Genomic DNA, 17996 nt, shown 5'->3' on the forward strand with positions numbered 1-17996 from the left:
AATTCTTCACCTTATTCAAACCTGAGCGATCCATTTGCGATGCGTATGGATCGACATCAGAACGCCAAACGCTGACAGCAGCGTCACCAACGAAGTTCCGCCATAGCTGATGAAGGGCAGCGGCACGCCCACTACGGGCAGAAGGCCGCTGACCATACCGATATTGACGAACACGTATACAAAGAAGGTCATGGTCAGGCTGCCCGCCAGCAGCTTGCCAAACAGGGTCTGCGCCTGGGCGGTGATCATCAGGCCACGGCCAATCAGCAGCAGGTAGACGATCAGCAGCAGGCAGATGCCGACCAGGCCGAATTCCTCGCCGAGCACGGCAATGATGAAGTCGGTGTGGCTTTCCGGCAGGAAGTCCAGGTGCGACTGGGTGCCGAGCAGCCAGCCCTTGCCGAACACCCCGCCCGAGCCGATCGCCGCCTTCGACTGGATGATGTTCCAGCCAGTGCCCAACGGGTCGCTTTCCGGGTCGAGGAAGGTCAGTACCCGCTGCTTCTGGTAGTCGTGCATGACGAAGAACCACATCGCCACCGCCACTGGCACCGCAGCCGCCAGCACGCTGAGGATCCAGCGCCAGCGCAGGCCGCCCATGAACAGTACGAAAGCCCCGGAAGCGAGGATCAGCAGCGCCGTGCCCAGGTCGGGCTGGCGCACGATCAGGATGAACGGCACGCCGATCAGCACCAGGCTGATCGCCACATGCTTCAGATGCGGTGGCAAGGTGCGCTTGGACAGGTACCAGGCGATGGTCGCCGGCATGATGATCTTCATGAACTCCGAGGGCTGGAAGCGGATCACCCCGGGGATGTTGATCCAGCGCGTGGCGCCCATGGCGTTGTGGCCCATCACGTCCACCACCACCAGCAATAGCACCCCGGCCAGGTAGGCCAGCGGCACCCAGCGGGCCATGAAGCGTGGTTCCAGCTGGGCGATGATGAACATCGATACCAGGCCGATACCGAACGAGGTGGCCTGCTTGAGCAGCAGGTCCCAGTTCTTGCCACTGGCCGAATACAGCACGAACAGGCTGCCGGCCGCGAGGGTCAGCAGAATGATCAGCAAAGGGCCGTCGACGTGGATGCGCTGCAGAAAGCTGGCGCGCCGGCGCATCACATCCTCGCTGGAGAGCATGCGATCGAAATTGTTCATCACAGGGCTGATTCCTGGGTAACGGTGGCAGGCGCGAACTCGGGCTTGAGCCGGCCGTTTTCGTCGAGCAGCCAGGCGTCCATCACCTGGCGCACCACCGGGGCGGCGACGCCCGAGCCGGACTCGCCGTTCTCGACCATCACCGAAACCACGATCTTCGGGTTCTCGGCAGGGGCGAAGGCGACGAACAGGGCGTGGTCGCGATGGCGCTCCTGGAGCTTGTTACGGTCGTACTTCTCGCCCTGCTTGATCGCCACCACCTGGGCGGTACCGCTCTTGCCGGCAATGCGGTACTGCGAGCCGATGGCCGCCTTGCGTGCGGTACCGCGGGCGTTGTGCATCACCTGCTCCATGCCATGGGTGACCTTGGCCCAGTCGGACTTGTCACGCAGCACGATGTTTTCCATCGGGTTGTCGTCCACCGGCGGCTGGCCTTCGATAGTCTTGGCCAGGTGCGGCCGGTTCCACACACCCTTGTTGGCGATCAGCGCAGTGGCTTGGGCCAGTTGCAGCGGCGTCGCCTGCATGTAGCCCTGGCCGATGCCGAGGATCAGGGTCTCGCCGGGGAACCAGGCCTGGCGGCGGGTAGCGCGCTTCCATTCGCGGGACGGCATCAGCCCGGCGGATTCCTCGAACATGTCGAGGGCAACCCGCTGGCCGATACCGAACTTGTTCATGTAGCTGGACAACCGATCGATGCCCATCTTGTGCGCAAGGTCGTAGAAGTAGGTGTCGTTGGAGCGCATGATCGCGGTGTCCAGGTCGACCCAGCCATCGCCCGAGCGGTTCCAGTTACGGTATTTGTGGTCGTAGTTGGGCAGCTGATAGTAGCCCGGGTCGAATACCCGGCTGCCGGCATTGACCACGCCACTGTCAAGGCCGGCGATGGCCACCGCCGGCTTGATGGTCGAGCCTGGCGGGTACAGGCCACGCAGCACGCGGTTGAACAGCGGTCGGTCGATCGAGTCGCGCAGCTCGGCATAGGCCTTGAAGCCAATGCCGGTGACGAACAGGTTGGGGTCGAAGCTGGGCTGGCTGACCATCGCCAACACCTCGCCGGTACGCGGGTCGAGCGCCACCACCGCACCACGCCGGCCACCCAGGGCTGCCTCGGCGGCCTCCTGCAGCTTGATGTCCAGGCTCAGCACGATGTCTTTGCCCGGTTTCGGGTCGGTGCGCTTGAGCACCCGCAGTACGCGGCCGCGGGCGTTGGTTTCGACTTCCTCGTAGCCCACCTGGCCATGCAGGTCGGCTTCGTAGAAGCGTTCGATGCCGGTCTTGCCGATGTGGTGGGTGCCGCTGTAGTTCACCGGGTCGAGGGTTTTCAGCTCTTTCTCGTTGATCCGCCCTACATACCCCACCGAATGGGCGAAGTGCGCGCCCTGCGGGTAATGGCGCACCAACTGTGCCACCACTTCCACGCCAGGCAGGCGGAACTGGTTCACTGCCACGCGAGCGATCTGCTCTTCGTTGAGCTCGAACAGGATCGGCACCGGCTCGAACGGCCGACGGCCCTGGCGCATGCGCTTCTCGAACAGGGCGCGGTCGTCGGCTGTCAGCTCCAGCACTTCGACGATGGTATCCAGCACTTCCTGCCAGTTACCCGCACGTTCGCGGGTCATCGACAGGCTGAAGCTGGGCCGGTTATCGGCGACGATCACCCCGTTGCGGTCGAAGATCAGCCCGCGGGTCGGCGGGATCGGCTGCACATGCACCCGGTTGTTCTCCGACAGCGTCGAGTGATAGTCGTGCTGGATGACCTGCAGGTAGTACAACCGCGCGATCAGCACGCAAACAAGCAGCATGACCGCCGCTGCGCCGACCACGACGCGGTTGCGCACCAGGCGGGCGTCTTTCTCGTGGTCCTTGAGACGGATCGGCTGCGACATCGGACTGCTTACAGGCTCATTTATGGTAAGGATGCCCGGACAACACGGTCCAGGCGCGGTAGATCTGCTCGCCGATGAGTATCCTTACCAATGGGTGCGGCAGGGTCAGCGGCGACAGCGACCAGCGTTGCTCGGCGCGTGCACAGACCTCGGGAGCCAGGCCTTCCGGGCCACCCACCATCAAATTCACCGTGCGCGCATCCAGGCGCCAGCGGTCCAGTTCGGTCGCCAGCTGCTCGGTACTCCAGGGCTTGCCATGGACCTCGAGGGTAACGATGCGTTCCCCTGGCTGAACCTTGCTCAGCATGGCCTCGCCCTCCTGACGAATCAGGCGGGCGACGTCGGCATTCTTGCCACGGGTATTCAGCGGAACTTCCACCAGCTCCAGCGACAGCTCGGCAGGCAGGCGCTTGGCATATTCATGCCAGCCTTCCTCGACCCACTTCGGCATGCGCGAGCCGACCGCGATCAGGCGCAGACGCACAGCGCTTTCCTTATTCCCGGTCCTTGAGCTTGTCGGAGTACTCGTGGGCATGGTCCGGGCTGTGGTGCTTGCCATCGGCAGCACGGCTTTGCTCGGCACCCTGCCACAGGCGCTCCAGGTCGTAGAACTGACGGGCAGCGGCGGTCATCATGTGCACGATGACGTCGTTCAGGTCCAGCAACACCCAGTCGCTGTCACCCTTGCCTTCTTCACCCAGTGGCTGGGCACCCTTGGCCTTGACCGCCTCGCGCACCTTTTCCAGCATCGCGTTGATCTGGCGGTTGGAGGTACCAGTGGCAATGATCATGTAGTCGGTCAGGCTGTGCTTTTCGCGCACGTCGATGACCTGGATGTCCTGGGCCTTGACGTCTTCCAGCGCTGCCTTGGTCAGGGCGACCAGTTCTTCGCCGTGGATTTTCTGCTTGTTCATATAAAACTCGTTCAACTCGTTGGATGAGGCGCCAGGGGCACCGTCAGTTAGGCGCACGATACAATTCGTGCGCCTCGATGTAGGCCAGTACGGCGTCCGGCACCAGGAACCTCACCGATTTGCCGCTGGCCAGCAGCTGTCGGATCTGTGTAGCCGACACCGCAAGCGGTGTCTGCCAGACGAACGAAATGTTTCCCGCCGGGCCGGACATGGCGGTGGGATCGCTCTCCGAGCGCGCAGCCAGCAGGTTGCGCAGCTCGTCAGGGGGTTCTACGTCGGCATCCGGGCGTTGCAGCACCAGGATGTGACAGTGTTGCAGCAATTCTTCCCAGCGGTGCCAGCTGGGCAGGCCACAGAAGGCATCCCAGCCCAGCACCAGGAACAGCTGGTCGTTGGCGGCCAGTTCGGCGCGGATCGATTCCAGCGTATCGAGGGTGTACGACGGCTTGTCGCGCGCCAGTTCGCGGGCATCCACACTCAGGCACGGCACGCCCTGCACGGCATGTTGCACCATCGCCAAGCGGTCCTGTGCGGCCACCTGCGGGGTATCGCGGTGCGGCGGCCGGGCATTGGGCAGCAGGCGCAGCTCGTCCAGCCCCATGAATTCGGCAACTTCCAGCGCGCTGCGCAGGTGGCCGATATGCACGGGGTCAAAGGTGCCGCCCAGAATGCCGATGCGCCGGACTGCCTGTGTCTTGCTCAACTCAGCAGGACTCCTGGCCGCGCAGCTGGCCGTCGCCGATCACGACGTACTTCTCGCAGGTCAGGCCTTCCAGGCCGACCGGGCCACGGGCATGCAGCTTGTCGGTGGAAATGCCGATTTCCGCGCCCAGGCCGTACTCGAAGCCGTCGGCGAAGCAAGTCGGGGTATTGAGCATGACCGACGCCGAGTCGACTTCGGCCATGAACTGGCGGGCTTCACCCTGGTGTTCGCTGATAATCGAATCGGTGTGATGCGAGCCGTAGTGGTTGATGTGCTCGATGGCCTGGTCCAGGCCTTCAACCACGCGGATCGCCAGGATCGCGTCCAGGTACTCGGTGTGCCAGTCGGCCTCGGTGGCCGGCTTGGCGTCGATGATCGCGCGGGTGCGCTCGCAGCCACGCAGCTCGACGCCCTTCTCCAGGAAGCGGCGGGCCATTTCCGGCAGGAAGCGCTCGGCCACCTGCTGGTCGACCAGCAGGGTTTCCATGGCGCCACAGATGCCGTAGCGGTACGTCTTGGCGTTGAACGCCACGCGCCAGGCCTTGTCCAGGTCGGCATGCCGGCTGACGTAGACGTGGCAGATACCGTCCAGGTGCTTGATCACCGGCACGCGGGCATCGCGACTGATGCGTTCGATCAGGCCACGGCCACCACGCGGCACGATGACGTCGACGAACTCCGGCATGCTGATCAGCGCGCCCACGGCTTCGCGGTCGGTGGTCTCGACCACCTGCACCACGGCTGCCGGCAGGCCGGCGGCGGCCAGCCCACGCTGGATGCAGGTGGCGATGGCGCGGTTGGAGTGGATGGCTTCGGAGCCGCCACGCAGGATGGTCGCGTTACCCGACTTCAGGCACAGGCTGGCGGCATCGATGGTCACGTTCGGGCGTGATTCGTAGATGATCCCGATCACCCCCAGCGGCGTGCGCATCTTGCCGACCTGAATGCCCGATGGGCGGTAGCTCATGTCGCGGATGGCACCGACAGGGTCCGGCAGGCTGGCCACCTGGCGCAGGCCGGTGATCATGCCGTCGATACGCGCCGGAGTCAGCGCCAGACGGTCAAGCAGCGCCGGCTCCAGGCCGTTGGCACGGCCGGCGGCCAAGTCCAGCTCGTTGGCAGCGGTCAGCTCGGCACGCGCGCCGTCCAGTGCGTCGGCGGCAGCCTGCAGGGCGCGGTTCTTCTGCGCGGTGCTGGCACGGCCGATCACCCGGGAAGCTTCACGGGCAGCGCGACCCAGGCGGGTCATATAGTCAAGAACGGACTCAGTCATGGGTTCGGTGTCTTGGCGAAGGGGAAATCGGCTGATTATAACTGCCGCGCAGGTGTACGCCCAGCGGCGGGTGGCGGATGGTAGAAAATGGCTGGGGCATTGTGTAGGAAAGATGTAACCGGGGTTATCGAAAATTCTTTCTCCTGTTGCGGCCCTTTCGCGGGCGCGCCCGCTCCCACAGTGATTGCACAAGGCCCCGAGCCCTGTGGAGTACCTGTGGGAGCGGGCATGCCCGCGAAAGGACCTGCACAACCAACATTCCACTCGATTCAGCCTCGATTAAGCCATTCATTGTTATCATCCCCGCCTCCTCAACCGCGAACCGCCCGCATGCCAGCCTTGCCCGACAGTTTTTTCGACCGCGACGCCCAGACCCTGGCCAAGGCCCTGCTGGGCAAAGTCATCCGCCATCGCCAAGGCAATCTGTGGCTGGCTGCGCGCATCATCGAGACCGAGGCCTACTACCTCACCGACAAAGGCAGCCACGCCTCGCTCGGCTACACCGAAAAACGCAAGGCGCTGTTCCTCGATGGCGGGCACATCTATATGTACTACGCGCGCGGCGGCGACTCATTGAACTTCAGCGCCCACGGGCCGGGTAACGCGGTGCTGATCAAGTCCGCCTATCCTTGGCTGGACGCCCGCTCGGGGCCGAACAGCCTGGCACAGATGCAACTGAACAACCCCGATGCCAGCGGCAACCTCCGCCCGGCCGAGCGCCTGTGCGCCGGCCAGACCTTGCTGTGCCGGGCCCTGGGCCTGAAGGTGCCGCACTGGGACGCCCAGCGTTTCGACGCCGAGCGCCTGTACGTGGAGGATTGCGGCAATGCCGTGCCACGGATTATCCAGGCCGCCCGCCTGGGCATCCCGCAGGGACGCGACGAGCACCTGCCCTACCGGTTCGTCGATGCCGAATATGCCCGTTTCTGCACACGAAACCCGTTACGTCGCGGCCAGGTCGAAGGCCACGATTTCTTCATTCTCGAACAAGGAAGCTGAACCATGGGCCAATGGCTCGACAGCCTGACCGGCTGGCTCAGCGCCAACCCGCAGTGGCTTGGCCTGGCGATTTTCCTGGTGGCCTGCATCGAGTGCCTGGCCATTGCCGGCATCATCGTGCCAGGCACCGTGCTGCTGTTCGCCGTCGCGGTACTGGCCGGTAATGGCGCCTTCAGCCTGGGCGAAACGTTACTGCTGGGCTTTCTCGGTGGCCTGGTGGGCGATGCCGTGTCGTACACGGTGGGCAAGTATTTCCACCAGAACATTCGCCGCTTGCCCCTGCTGCGCCACCATCCGGAATGGATCGGCAGCGCCGAGGCCTATTTCCAGCGCTATGGCATCGCCAGTCTGCTGGTAGGGCGCTTCATCGGGCCGCTGCGGCCGATGCTGCCGATGGTTGCCGGCATGTTCGACATGCCGCTGCCGCGCTTTATCGCCGTCAGCCTGGTGGCCGGGGCCGGCTGGGCGGTGGCCTACCTGCTGCCCGGCTGGGCTACCGGTGCAGCCATGCGTCTGCCCTTGCCGGAAGGCTTCTGGCTGGATGCCGGGATCATCGCCGGCACCCTGGCCGTCATCATCGGGCTGAGCCTGAACACCAGCCTTCGCGATCAACGCCACGGCACCCGGCTGATCGCTGGCATGAGCTTCCTTGCCTTGGCCGCGGTGTTCCTCGGCTGGCCCTACCTGCATGAATTCGATCAGGGTGTGATGACACTGGTTCAGGAGCACCGCAGCCAGGCCATCGATGGCGCCGTGGTGCTGGTGACCCGCCTGGGCGATTTCCGCACCCAGCTGTTCCTCGGCGGCCTGCTGACCGGCCTGCTGCTGCTTGCCCGACAGTGGCGACATGCCATGTTCGCTGCGGGGGCACTGATGGGGACGGCGCTTGCAAACGGTACGCTGAAATGGCTGTTCGCCCGTGCCCGGCCGGAAGTGCTGAGCGATCCGTTGACCAGCTACAGCATGCCCAGCGGGCACAGCTCGGCGTCATTTGCGTTCTTCCTGGTGATGGCGGTGCTGGCCGGGCGCGGGCAACCGCCGCGGATGCGCCTCACCTGGGTGATGCTGGGTTGCATTCCGGCACTGGCGATTGCCCTGTCACGGGTGTATCTGGGGGCGCACTGGCCAACCGACATTCTCGCCGGGGCCCTGCTGGCGTGCTGCGTGTGTGCGCTCAGCCTGACACTGGTGCAGCGTCACCAGACGCTGCCTGCCTTGCCGCTGCGGGTGTGGTGGCTGGTGTTGCCGGCCTGTGTCGCGCTGCTGGCGTTCTTTGCAATGCATGCGCTGCCGCAGGCTTTGCTGCGGTATCAGTATTGATATTGCCTGTACTGGCCTCTTCGCGGGCCTGCCCGCTCCCACAGAGATAGCGTCGCTCTCAAGCCTTATGCAGTACCTGTGGGAGCGGGCAAGCCCGCGAAGAGGCCGGCGCAGGCAGTGAAGGCTGATCAGGCAAACAGCTCTCCCTGAATCCGCTCCAGCAGCTTCTGGATCTCGCCCAACCGCTCCTGTGGCGAGTCGAGGCTGAGCAAATCCAGCTTGTCCTCTTCCATGAACGGCAGCAGGTACGCCAGCTGGTTGGACAACGCCTGGCGCCCGTCCACCGGGCGCGGCATGTCCAGAGCTTCGACCATCGGGTGCTCGCCCAGGGCCACCAGCAACGCCAGAAGGTCTTCGTCCGCTTCGAGCAACGGGCTGTCCGCCTGCTCCGGCAACCATTGCACCTGCCCCACCAGCAACTGGTCCCTCTGCACCTCGGTGCTTTCCAGGTTAAAGCGCCGCACACCTTCCACCCGGATACCCAGCAAGCCGTTATCCTGCTGCACGAAATCGCGGATCAGCGCCTCACAGCCAATCGAGGCGACCACCGGCGGCGCCTTGCCGACCTGCTCACCTTCCAGGATGCACACCACACCAAAACCTTCGCCCCGCTTCATGCAGCGCCCGATCATGTCCAGGTAGCGCGCCTCGAAAATCTGCAAATCCAGGAAACAACCGGGAAACAGCACGGTATTGAGGGGAAACAGCGGTAGCGTCATTACAAGTCCTCAAGCCACCAGGCTGACCGCCAGCGGCAGGAACACCGCCGTGGCCACCCCCATCAGGCTCATCGCCAGCGCGGCAAAGGCGCCGCATTCGTCACTTTCCTGCAGGGCCACCGAAGTGCCCACCGCGTGCGCGGTCACGCCCAGCGACATGCCGCGCGCCTCGGGGCTGTGCACACCAAAACGGCTCAGCAGCGCCGGGCCGAAGATGGCTCCGATCACGCCGGTAATCAGCACGAATACCGCCGCCAGGGCCGCCACGCCGCCAATCTGTTCGGCCACCAGCATGGCAATCGGCGAGGTCACCGACTTCGGCGCCATGGTCATCAGGATCATGTGCTCGGCACCGAACCACCAGCCCAGCAACAGGCAGCACAGCGTGGCGAACAGGCCTCCGACTACCAGCGTAGTAAATGTGGGCCAGAACAGCTGCCGGATACGCCGCAGGTTGAGGTAAAGCGGCACGGCCAGGGCCACGGTGGCCGGCCCCAGCAGGATGTTCAGGATTTCGGTGCTTTTGCGGTATTCGCTGTAGTCGATGCCACACACTAGCAGCACGCCGATCACCAGCAACATCGACACCAGTACCGGCTGCAGGAAAATCCAGCGGGTCTTTTCGTAGGCCGCCAGCACCAGCTGATAGGCCCCAAGCGTGATGCCGATACCGAACAAGGGATGATGAACGACCGCATCCAGCGCGCCTTGCCAGTCGAGCATCATGGCTGCTCCTCACGCCGGCCCTGGCGGTGGATAAGCTTTTGCATCAACACGCCGACGAACACCAGGGTCACCAGGCAGGAAATCAGCAAGGCACCGGCTATGGCCCAGAAGTCGGCGGCGATGTCCCTGGCATACACCATCACCCCCACAGCCGGCGGTACCAGCAACAGCGGCAGGTAACGCAGCAGGCTGCTGGCGGCTTCGTTCAGCGGTTTGCCCACCTCACCACGGGCCATGAGGAAGCATAACAGCAGCAACAGGCCGATGATCGGCCCCGGCAGAAACGGCACCAACAGGTGGTTGATTGCCGTACCCACCAGTTGGAACAGCACCAGCCAGGTCAAACCACGCAACAGCATAAGCATCTCCCTCGGGCATGGCCGCCATTATAAGCACGTGCCGCCATATACCGATATTCGTCGAAAAGCGCGCAACTTGACTGAAACGGTTCGCCGTGCTGATCTTGCACTTTCGTACCAACTGACAACCCGGAGAGTCCGCGATGCCCTATGTACCGGTTACAGAGCTTTCGCAGTACGTTGGTAAGGAACTGGGCCGCTCGGCCTGGCTGAAGATCGACCAGCAGCGCATCAACCTGTTCGCCGAGGCGACGGGTGATTTCCAGTTCATCCATGTCGACCCGGAAAAGGCGGCGAAAACCCCGTTTGGCAGCACGATAGCCCACGGTTTCCTGACGTTGTCGCTGATTCCCAAGCTGATCGAGGACATCCTGATACTGCCGCAAGGGCTGAAGATGGTAGTGAACTACGGCCTGGACAGCGTGCGGTTCATCCAGCCGGTCAAGGTCGACAGCCAGGTACGGCTCAAGGTAGACCTGGCCGAGGCGACAGAGAAGAGACCGGGGCAGTGGTTGCTCAAGGCGATTGCCACGCTGGAGATCGACGGTGAAGAGAAGCCTGCTTATATAGCTGAGTCGCTTTCCCTCTGCTTTGTCTGATTGAGCCATTCGCGGGCACGCCCGCTCCCACTGAGTTCGCGCAATGCCTGTGGGAGCGGGCGTGCCCGCGAAGAAGCCGGCACGGTGTTCCGGCCTCCTCTACAAACCCACCGCACTCGCGTAAACTGCCAGCCTTCGTGCAGCCTAGGGCTGCCCCTGTCGATTTACCAAAGGTGCCCGCCATGCCCTGGCTGCAAGTACGCCTGGCCATCAGCCCGGAACAAGCCGAAACCTACGAAGACGCCCTGCTCGAAGTGGGTGCTGTCTCGGTCACGTTCATGGATGCCGAGGATCAACCGATCTTCGAGCCAGACCTCAACACCACTCCGCTGTGGTCGCATACCCACCTGCTAGCCCTGTTCGAGGCCGATGCCGAGCCCGAGCAGGTGTTCTCCCACCTGCGCCTGCTGACCGGTGCCGAACTGCCCGAGCACCAGGCCGAGGTGATCGAGGATCAGGACTGGGAACGCAGCTGGATGGACAACTTCCAGCCAATGCGCTTCGGCCGCCGCCTGTGGATCGTGCCCAGCTGGCACGAGGCCCCGGAACAGGACGCGGTAAACCTGCTGCTTGACCCGGGCCTGGCGTTCGGCACCGGCACCCACCCGACCACAGCCTTGTGCCTGGAATGGCTCGACGGCCAGCAGCTCGAAGGCACCCAGGTGCTGGACTTCGGCTGCGGCTCGGGCATCCTGGCGATTGCCGCGCTGCTGCTGGGCGCCCGCGAGGCGGTCGGTACCGACATCGATGTGCAGGCCATCGAGGCTTCGCGCGACAACGCCCAGCGCAACGGCATCGCCGACGACAAGCTGGCGCTGTACCTGCCCGAGCACATGCCGGCCATGCAGGCCGATGTACTGGTCGCCAACATCCTCGCCGGCCCGCTGGTGTCGCTGGCACCGCAACTGTCCGGCCTGGTCCGCCCAGGTGGCCTGCTGGCGCTGTCGGGTATCCTCGCCGAACAAGGTGAGGAAGTGGCCGCCGCGTATGCCGCCGACTTCGAGCTGGACCCGATCGTCGTGCGCGACGGCTGGGTACGCATCAGTGGTCGCCGCCGTTAAGCAGGCCTAGAATACTTTTCTGCACAGCTCCCGGATCGCCGCATGACCGACAGTTTCGTCACCCAGTGCCCGCATTGCCAGACCAGCTTTCGCGTCACCCACCACCAGTTGAGCGTGGCCCGCGGCGTAGTGCGCTGTGGCCACTGCCTGCAGGTGTTCAACGCCGCCAGGCAATTGCTGGAACAGAGCCCTCCCGGGGCGGCCGACACAGCGGTCGCGCCAGCCCCGGCACCTGCGGCACCTGCGGCGCCTGCCGAGCCGACGGTAGAGCCCCGCCGCCGCCACTGAGCCTGCCAGCAGCGAGCGCAATACCTCTGCCGAGGACTGGGCGCTCACGGCCCAGGCGCTGGACGCCCTTGACCTCGACAAGGAGCTGGAGCGCCTGGAGCGTCGCAGCCAACCAGCACCGGCAAGCCAGGCCAACCAGGATGACGGGCTGCAGGCGCGGCGCGACGAGCTGCAGCCGGACGAGCATGGCGATGACTTGTTCGGCACGGCGACCGACGAGCCTTTCGAGACGCCGAAGGCAGCCGAACCCGCCCCCGTACTGCTGCGGGAGCCGAACCTTGAGCTGGACCTGGAGCCCGCCCCCGGCGAGCGCACCGAGCCGACCCTGGGCGGCAACCTGGACCTGGACATCGATGACGAGCCGCCGGTACGCCGCGCCGCCGAAATCGCCGACCACCCTGAATTCGACGAACCGCTGCGCGCCAGTGATGACGACGACCCGGAGCCGGGTCTGAGCGCCCGCGATGACGAGCCGCTGGCACTGCACCTGTCGGCGCGCGATGACGACCCTGCCGAGCCGCTACCCGGCGAACGCCTGGAACCTGGCCTGGCCGGCAAAGCCGAGCGCCCGGCGCGCAAGGAGCCGCTGGTCGATGTGGTCGACGACCCGCTGCAACTGGACTGGGAAAAGCCCGCGCCCAACTGGGGCAAACGCCTGCTGTGGGGCTTTCTGACCCTGCTGGCCGCTGGCCTGCTGGCGTTCCAGTATGTGTGGTTCCACTTCGACGAAATGGCCCGCCAGGACCAGTACCGGCCGCTGTTCCAGCAAATCTGCCCGTTGGTCGGCTGCGAGGTACCGACCCGCGTCGATATCGGCCGAATCAAGAGCAGCAACCTGGTGGTACGCAGCCACCCGGACTTCAAGGGCGCGCTGATCGTCGACGCGATCATCTACAACCGCGCACCATTCGCCCAGCCGTTCCCGCTGCTGGAGCTGCGCTTTGCCGACCTCAATGGCCAGCTGATCGCCAGCCGGCGCTTCAAGCCCAGCGAGTACCTGTCGGGCGAACTGGCCGGACGTGGCGAAATGCCCAGCCAGACCCCGATCCATATCGCCCTGGACATCCTCGACCCGGGGCCGAAGGCCGTGAACTACAGCTTGAGCTTCCGCTCGCCGGAATAAATACCAGTCTCGCCCCTTTGTGGGAGCGGGCAAGCCCGCGAACCAGGCGCCGCGGTGGATGGCACGGGCTCCGCCCGTGTTCGCGGGCTCGCCCGCTCCCACAGGGTGCCGAGCAACCCCCAAGCCTTCCCATACCAAATGTCATAAGCCGACAGCTGTTCAGATTTTATCCAAATCCATCTTTATCCGGTCATCGAGAGCGGGTATCATGCCAACCCTTTTTCGAACTCCAAGATTCGGCCCCACAACAGGGATCACCTATGTCGGCGGTACGCATCGGCCCATACACACTACGTAACAACCTGATCCTCGCGCCCATGGCCGGGGTCACGGACCAGCCTTTCCGTACGCTTTGCCAGCGCCTGGGCGCCGGCATGGTGGTGTCGGAAATGGTTTCCAGCGACATGAGCCTGTGGAACAGCCGCAAGTCGAGCCTGCGCCGCATCCATGAAGGTGATCCCGAGCCACGCTCGGTACAGATCGCCGGTGGTGATGCGCAGATGATGGCAGCGGCGGCAAAGGCCAACGTCGAAGCGGGCGCCCAGATCATTGATATCAACATGGGCTGCCCGGCAAAAAAAGTCTGCAACAAAGCCGCAGGCTCTGCTTTATTGAGAGATGAAGCCTTGGTCAGCGAGATCCTCCACGCCGTGGTAGGCGCCGTGGACGTTCCGGTGACCCTGAAGATCCGCACCGGTTGGGACCGGGCGAACAAGAACGGTCTGAACGTGGCGAGGATCGCCGAGCAGTCCGGCATCCAGGCGCTGGCGGTACATGGCCGCACACGCGCCGACCTTTACACCGGCGAAGCCGAATACGACACCATCGCTGCCATCAAGCAGGCGGTGTCGATCCCGGTTCTTTGCCAACGGCGATATCACCTCGCCAGAAAAGGCCCGGGCGGTGCTGGATGCCACCGGGGTCGATGGCTTGTTGATCGGCAGGGCCGCCCAAGGGCGGCCATGGATCTTTCGCGAGATCGAGCATTACCTGCGCACTGGCGAACACCTGCCAGCGCCGCAGCTGGACGAAGTGGAACGCATCCTGCTGGAGCACCTGGCCGCGCTGCATGCCTTCTATGGCGATGTGATGGGCGTACGTATCGCCCGCAAGCACGTTGGCTGGTACCTGGCAACACGACCCGGCGGCAAGGAGTTTCGCTCCCGGTTCAACGCTTTGGAAGACACACAAGCGCAGTGCGCCAACGTTCGCGCGTTTTTCAGCGAACGTCGACAGAGCCTTGAGACAGAGGACGGACAAGGGGTGGCCGCATGACGATGATGACCGAGACATTTGTGAGTGGAACAACGCCCGTGAGCGACAACGCCAACCTGAAACAGCACCTCAACACGCCGAGCGAAGAGGGCCAGACCCTTCGCGACAGCGTCGAGAAGGCGCTGCACAACTACTTCGCCCACCTGGAAGGCGCGACCGTGACGGACGTGTACAACCTGGTGCTCTCCGAAGTCGAGGCGCCCCTGCTCGAAAGCGTGATGAACTACGTGAAGGGCAACCAGACCAAGGCCAGCGAGATGCTCGGGCTGAACCGAGGCACCCTGCGCAAGAAGCTCAAACAGTACGACTTGTTGTAAGCCAGAATCCCAACCAGAAAAGGCGGCTCCCTGAACAGAGGCGCCTTTTTTGCTGACTCCACCGCGTTATTGGAACCCGAAATGACCGACCAGACTACCCGCCTGCCAGTCCGCCGCGCCCTGATCAGCGTCTCCGACAAGACCGGTATCCTCGAATTCGCCCGTGAGCTGCAGCAGCTCGGTGTCGAGATCCTGTCCACCGGCGGCACCTACAAGCTGCTCAAGGACAACGGCGTCAACGCGGTGGAAGTGGCCGACTACACCGGCTTTGCCGAAATGATGGATGGCCGGGTCAAGACCCTGCACCCGAAAATCCACGGCGGCATCCTCGGCCGTCGCGGCACCGACGACGCCATCATGAACGAGCACGGCATCAAGCCGATCGACCTGGTAGCGGTAAACCTGTACCCGTTCGAAGCGACCATTGCCAAGCCTGGCTGTGACCTGCCGACCGCCATCGAGAACATCGACATCGGCGGCCCGACCATGGTCCGTTCGGCTGCCAAGAACCACAAGGACGTGGCCATCGTGGTTAATGCCAGCGACTACGCCGGCATCGTCGAAGGCCTCAAGGCCGGCGGCCTGACCTATGCCCAGCGCTTCGACCTGATGCTCAAGGCGTTCGAACACACCGCTGCCTACGACGGCATGATCGCCAACTACATGGGCACCATCGACCAGGCCAAAGAGACCTTGAGCACTGAAGGCCGCAGCGAGTTCCCGCGCACCTTCAACAGCCAGTTCGTCAAGGCCCAGGAAATGCGCTATGGCGAGAACCCGCACCAGAGCGCGGCGTTCTACGTAGAAGCGAAGAAAGGCGAAGCGAGCGTTTCCACTGCCATCCAGCTGCAGGGCAAGGAACTGTCGTTCAACAACGTGGCCGACACCGACGCCGCACTGGAGTGCGTGAAGAGCTTCGTCAAGCCGGCCTGCGTGATCGTCAAGCACGCCAACCCGTGCGGCGTGGCCGTGGTGCCAGAAGACGAAGGCGGCATCCGCAAGGCCTACGATCTGGCCTACGCCACCGACACCGAGTCGGCGTTCGGCGGCATCATCGCCTTCAACCGCGAACTGGATGGCGAAACCGCCAAGGCCATCGTCGACCGCCAGTTCGTCGAAGTGATCATCGCCCCGAAAATCTCCCAGGCCGCCCGCGACGTGGTTGCCGCCAAGCAGAACGTACGCCTGCTGGAATGCGGCGAGTGGCCAGCCGAGCGCGCTGCCGGTTGGGACTTCAAGCGCGTCAACGGTGGCCTGCTGGTGCAGAGCCGCGATATCGGCATGATCACTGCCGATGACCTGAAGATCGTCACCAAGCGTGCGCCGACCGAGCAAGAGATCCACGACCTGGTGTTTGCCTGGAAAGTGGCCAAGTTCGTCAAGTCCAACGCCATTGTCTACGCCAAGCAGCGCCAGACCATCGGCGTCGGCGCCGGCCAGATGAGCCGCGTCAACTCCGCGCGCATTGCAGCAATCAAGGCCGAGCATGCCGGCCTGCAAGTGCAGGGCGCCGTCATGGCGTCGGATGCCTTCTTCCCGTTCCGTGATGGCATCGACAACGCGGCTAAAGTGGGTATCAGCGCCGTGATCCAGCCGGGTGGTTCGATGCGTGATGCCGAGGTGATTGCTGCCGCTGACGAAGCCGGCATCGCAATGGTGTTCACCGGTATGCGCCACTTCCGCCACTGATTTACGGCAATCGGCCGCACTGAAGCAGGCATCTGCTGCGTTGGGGCCGGTTCCGCTGATGCTCATTGCCAGAAGGCAACTCCGCTCATCGGAACCGGCCCCGTCTTGCATCTACCTGCTTCATTGCGACCTCGTACAGCGTGAGGCAAGGCCTCTCGCTCGACAGATTTCGAGGTATTGACATGAAAGTTTTGATCATCGGCAGCGGCGGCCGTGAGCACGCCCTGGCCTGGAAAGTCGCCCAGGACCCACGCGTCGAGAAAGTCTTCGTTGCCCCGGGCAACGCCGGCACCGCCATCGAGCCCAAGTGCGAGAACGTTGCCATCGACGTGTGCGCCCTGGAGCAACTGGCTGACTTCGCCGAGAAGCACGTCGACCTGACCATCGTCGGCCCGGAAGCGCCGCTGGTCATCGGCGTGGTCGACCTGTTCCGCAGCCGCGGCCTGGACTGCTTCGGCCCAACCAAGGGCGCGGCGCAGCTGGAAGGCTCCAAGGCCTTCACCAAAGACTTCCTGGCGCGTCACAAGATCCCCACCGCCGACTACCAGAATTTCACCGAAATCGAGCCGGCGCTGGCCTACCTGCAGGAAAAAGGTGCGCCGATCGTGATCAAGGCCGACGGCCTGGCCGCGGGCAAGGGCGTGATCGTCGCCATGACCCTGGAAGAAGCCGAAGCCGCCGTGCGTGACATGCTGGCCGGCAACGCCTTCGGCGATGCGGGTTCCCGCGTGGTCATCGAAGAGTTCCTCGACGGCGAGGAAGCCAGCTTCATCGTCATGGTCGACGGCCAGAACGTGCTGCCCATGGCCACAAGCCAGGACCACAAGCGCGTCGGCGACCAGGACACCGGCCCGAACACCGGCGGCATGGGTGCCTACTCGCCTGCCCCGGTGGTCACCGCCGAAGTGCACCAGCGCGTGATGGACCAGGTGATCTGGCCGACCGTGCGCGGCATGGCCGAGGAAGGCAACGTCTACACCGGCTTCCTTTACGCCGGCCTGATGATCGACAAGGCGGGCAACCCCAAAGTCATCGAGTTCAACTGCCGCTTCGGCGACCCAGAGACCCAGCCGGTCATGCTGCGCCTGGAGTCGAGCCTGGTCCTGCTGGTCGAGGCCGCGTTCGCCAAGGCGCTGGACAAAGTCGAAGCGCAGTGGGACCCGCGCCCGAGCCTGGGCGTGGTGCTGGCTGCCGGCGGTTACCCGGGCGACTACGCCAAGGGCGATGCGATCAAGGGCCTGGACGCTGCCGCGAAGATCGAAGGCAAGGTATTCCATGCCGGTACCGCGCTCAAGGATGGCCAAGTGGTCACCAACGGCGGTCGCGTCCTGTGTGCCACCGCCATGGGCAGCACTGTTGCCGACGCACAGCAGCAGGCTTACCGCCTGGCCAAGGAAGTAAGCTGGAACGGCAGCTTCTACCGCACCGACATCGGCTACCGGGCCATTGCCCGCGAGCGCGGTGAGCACCAGCAGTAAGTTGTACCGGCTTGCCGCAGCGCGCCCCGGCACTTTGCGCCTGCGGCATCCGGCTCGTCGACAGGGCCCCAAGGGGCCTTGCCTTCGACTTGGCGCGCCGCGCATA

The 17996-nt window shown here is 64.1% G+C and carries 16 protein-coding genes and 2 pseudogenes; 9 read left to right on the plus strand and 9 right to left on the minus strand.

From position 1 onward, the window contains the following. Positions 1–15: 15 nt before the first annotated feature. The 6 genes from rodA to QIY50_07625 are packed head-to-tail and all read right to left on the minus strand — an operon-like array spanning position 16 to position 5937. Positions 16–1119, minus strand: a complete 1104-nt coding sequence (gene rodA, locus QIY50_07600) for a rod shape-determining protein RodA (protein ID WGV23016.1) — start codon at positions 1117–1119, stop codon at positions 16–18. Between the two features lie 38 nt (positions 1120–1157). Further along, positions 1158–3047: a penicillin-binding protein 2 gene (gene mrdA, locus QIY50_07605; protein ID WGV22049.1), complete on the minus strand. Its 1890-nt coding sequence runs from the start codon at positions 3045–3047 to the stop codon at positions 1158–1160. Between the two features lie 16 nt (positions 3048–3063). Continuing rightward, a complete protein-coding gene (gene rlmH, locus QIY50_07610) occupies positions 3064–3531 on the minus strand; it encodes a 23S rRNA (pseudouridine(1915)-N(3))-methyltransferase RlmH (protein ID WGV22050.1) in 468 nt (155 codons plus the stop codon). A gap of 10 nt (positions 3532–3541) precedes the next feature. Beyond that, positions 3542–3961, minus strand: coding sequence for a ribosome silencing factor (rsfS, locus tag QIY50_07615; GenBank protein WGV22051.1), 420 nt, complete (start codon positions 3959–3961; stop codon positions 3542–3544). A 43-nt stretch (positions 3962–4004) separates the two neighbouring features. Next, positions 4005–4664, minus strand: coding sequence for a nicotinate-nucleotide adenylyltransferase (gene nadD / locus QIY50_07620; GenBank protein ID WGV22052.1), 660 nt, complete (start codon positions 4662–4664; stop codon positions 4005–4007). A gap of 1 nt (position 4665) precedes the next feature. Further along, on the minus strand, positions 4666–5937 hold the full coding sequence (locus QIY50_07625) for a glutamate-5-semialdehyde dehydrogenase (protein WGV22053.1): 1272 nt from the start codon (positions 5935–5937) through the stop codon (positions 4666–4668). 330 nt (positions 5938–6267) lie between these two features. Here QIY50_07625 and QIY50_07630 point away from each other — a divergent pair, with 330 nt between their 5' ends. Next, the gene (locus QIY50_07630) at positions 6268–6936 is read left to right on the plus strand and encodes a DNA-3-methyladenine glycosylase (protein WGV22054.1); all 669 of its coding nucleotides are present in this window, start codon (positions 6268–6270) and stop codon (positions 6934–6936) included. 3 nt (positions 6937–6939) lie between these two features. Next, positions 6940–8256 (plus strand): bifunctional DedA family/phosphatase PAP2 family protein, encoded by a 1317-nt coding sequence (locus tag QIY50_07635; protein ID WGV22055.1) that lies wholly within the window; start codon positions 6940–6942, stop codon positions 8254–8256. A 128-nt stretch (positions 8257–8384) separates the two neighbouring features. Here QIY50_07635 and QIY50_07640 read toward each other — a convergent pair whose 3' ends face one another. From QIY50_07640 to QIY50_07650, 3 genes are read right to left on the minus strand one after another with little or no spacing between them, the layout of a single operon-like run. Beyond that, positions 8385–8975 (minus strand): LON peptidase substrate-binding domain-containing protein, encoded by a 591-nt coding sequence (locus QIY50_07640; GenBank protein WGV22056.1) that lies wholly within the window; start codon positions 8973–8975, stop codon positions 8385–8387. Between the two features lie 9 nt (positions 8976–8984). Beyond that, on the minus strand, positions 8985–9701 hold the full coding sequence (locus tag QIY50_07645; protein WGV22057.1) for an LrgB family protein: 717 nt from the start codon (positions 9699–9701) through the stop codon (positions 8985–8987). Then, positions 9698–10060, minus strand: coding sequence for a CidA/LrgA family protein (locus tag QIY50_07650; protein WGV22058.1), 363 nt, complete (start codon positions 10058–10060; stop codon positions 9698–9700). The genes QIY50_07645 and QIY50_07650 overlap by 4 nt, the downstream gene beginning before the upstream one ends. A gap of 143 nt (positions 10061–10203) precedes the next feature. Here QIY50_07650 and QIY50_07655 point away from each other — a divergent pair, with 143 nt between their 5' ends. The 7 genes and pseudogenes from QIY50_07655 (at position 10204) to purD (ending at position 17890) form a co-directional block, all read left to right on the plus strand. Then, positions 10204–10659 (plus strand): MaoC family dehydratase, encoded by a 456-nt coding sequence (locus tag QIY50_07655; GenBank protein WGV22059.1) that lies wholly within the window; start codon positions 10204–10206, stop codon positions 10657–10659. A gap of 182 nt (positions 10660–10841) precedes the next feature. Next, positions 10842–11720 (plus strand): 50S ribosomal protein L11 methyltransferase, encoded by an 879-nt coding sequence (prmA, locus tag QIY50_07660; GenBank protein ID WGV22060.1) that lies wholly within the window; start codon positions 10842–10844, stop codon positions 11718–11720. A gap of 42 nt (positions 11721–11762) precedes the next feature. Further along, positions 11763–13131, plus strand: a pseudogene (locus QIY50_07665) (DUF3426 domain-containing protein). A gap of 260 nt (positions 13132–13391) precedes the next feature. Further along, positions 13392–14406 (plus strand): annotated as a pseudogene (gene dusB, locus QIY50_07670) (tRNA dihydrouridine synthase DusB). Then, on the plus strand, positions 14403–14723 hold the full coding sequence (gene fis / locus QIY50_07675; protein WGV22061.1) for a DNA-binding transcriptional regulator Fis: 321 nt from the start codon (positions 14403–14405) through the stop codon (positions 14721–14723). Before dusB ends, fis begins: the two are co-directional and overlap by 4 nt. 81 nt (positions 14724–14804) lie before the next feature. Continuing rightward, on the plus strand, positions 14805–16412 hold the full coding sequence (gene purH / locus QIY50_07680) for a bifunctional phosphoribosylaminoimidazolecarboxamide formyltransferase/IMP cyclohydrolase (protein WGV22062.1): 1608 nt from the start codon (positions 14805–14807) through the stop codon (positions 16410–16412). Positions 16413–16594: 182 nt separating this feature from the next. Then, on the plus strand, positions 16595–17890 hold the full coding sequence (gene purD / locus QIY50_07685) for a phosphoribosylamine--glycine ligase (protein ID WGV22063.1): 1296 nt from the start codon (positions 16595–16597) through the stop codon (positions 17888–17890). The last annotated feature ends 106 nt before the right edge of the window (positions 17891–17996 follow it).

It is taken from the genome of Pseudomonas putida, assembly GCA_029953615.1.
Lineage (GTDB): Bacteria > Pseudomonadota > Gammaproteobacteria > Pseudomonadales > Pseudomonadaceae > Aquipseudomonas.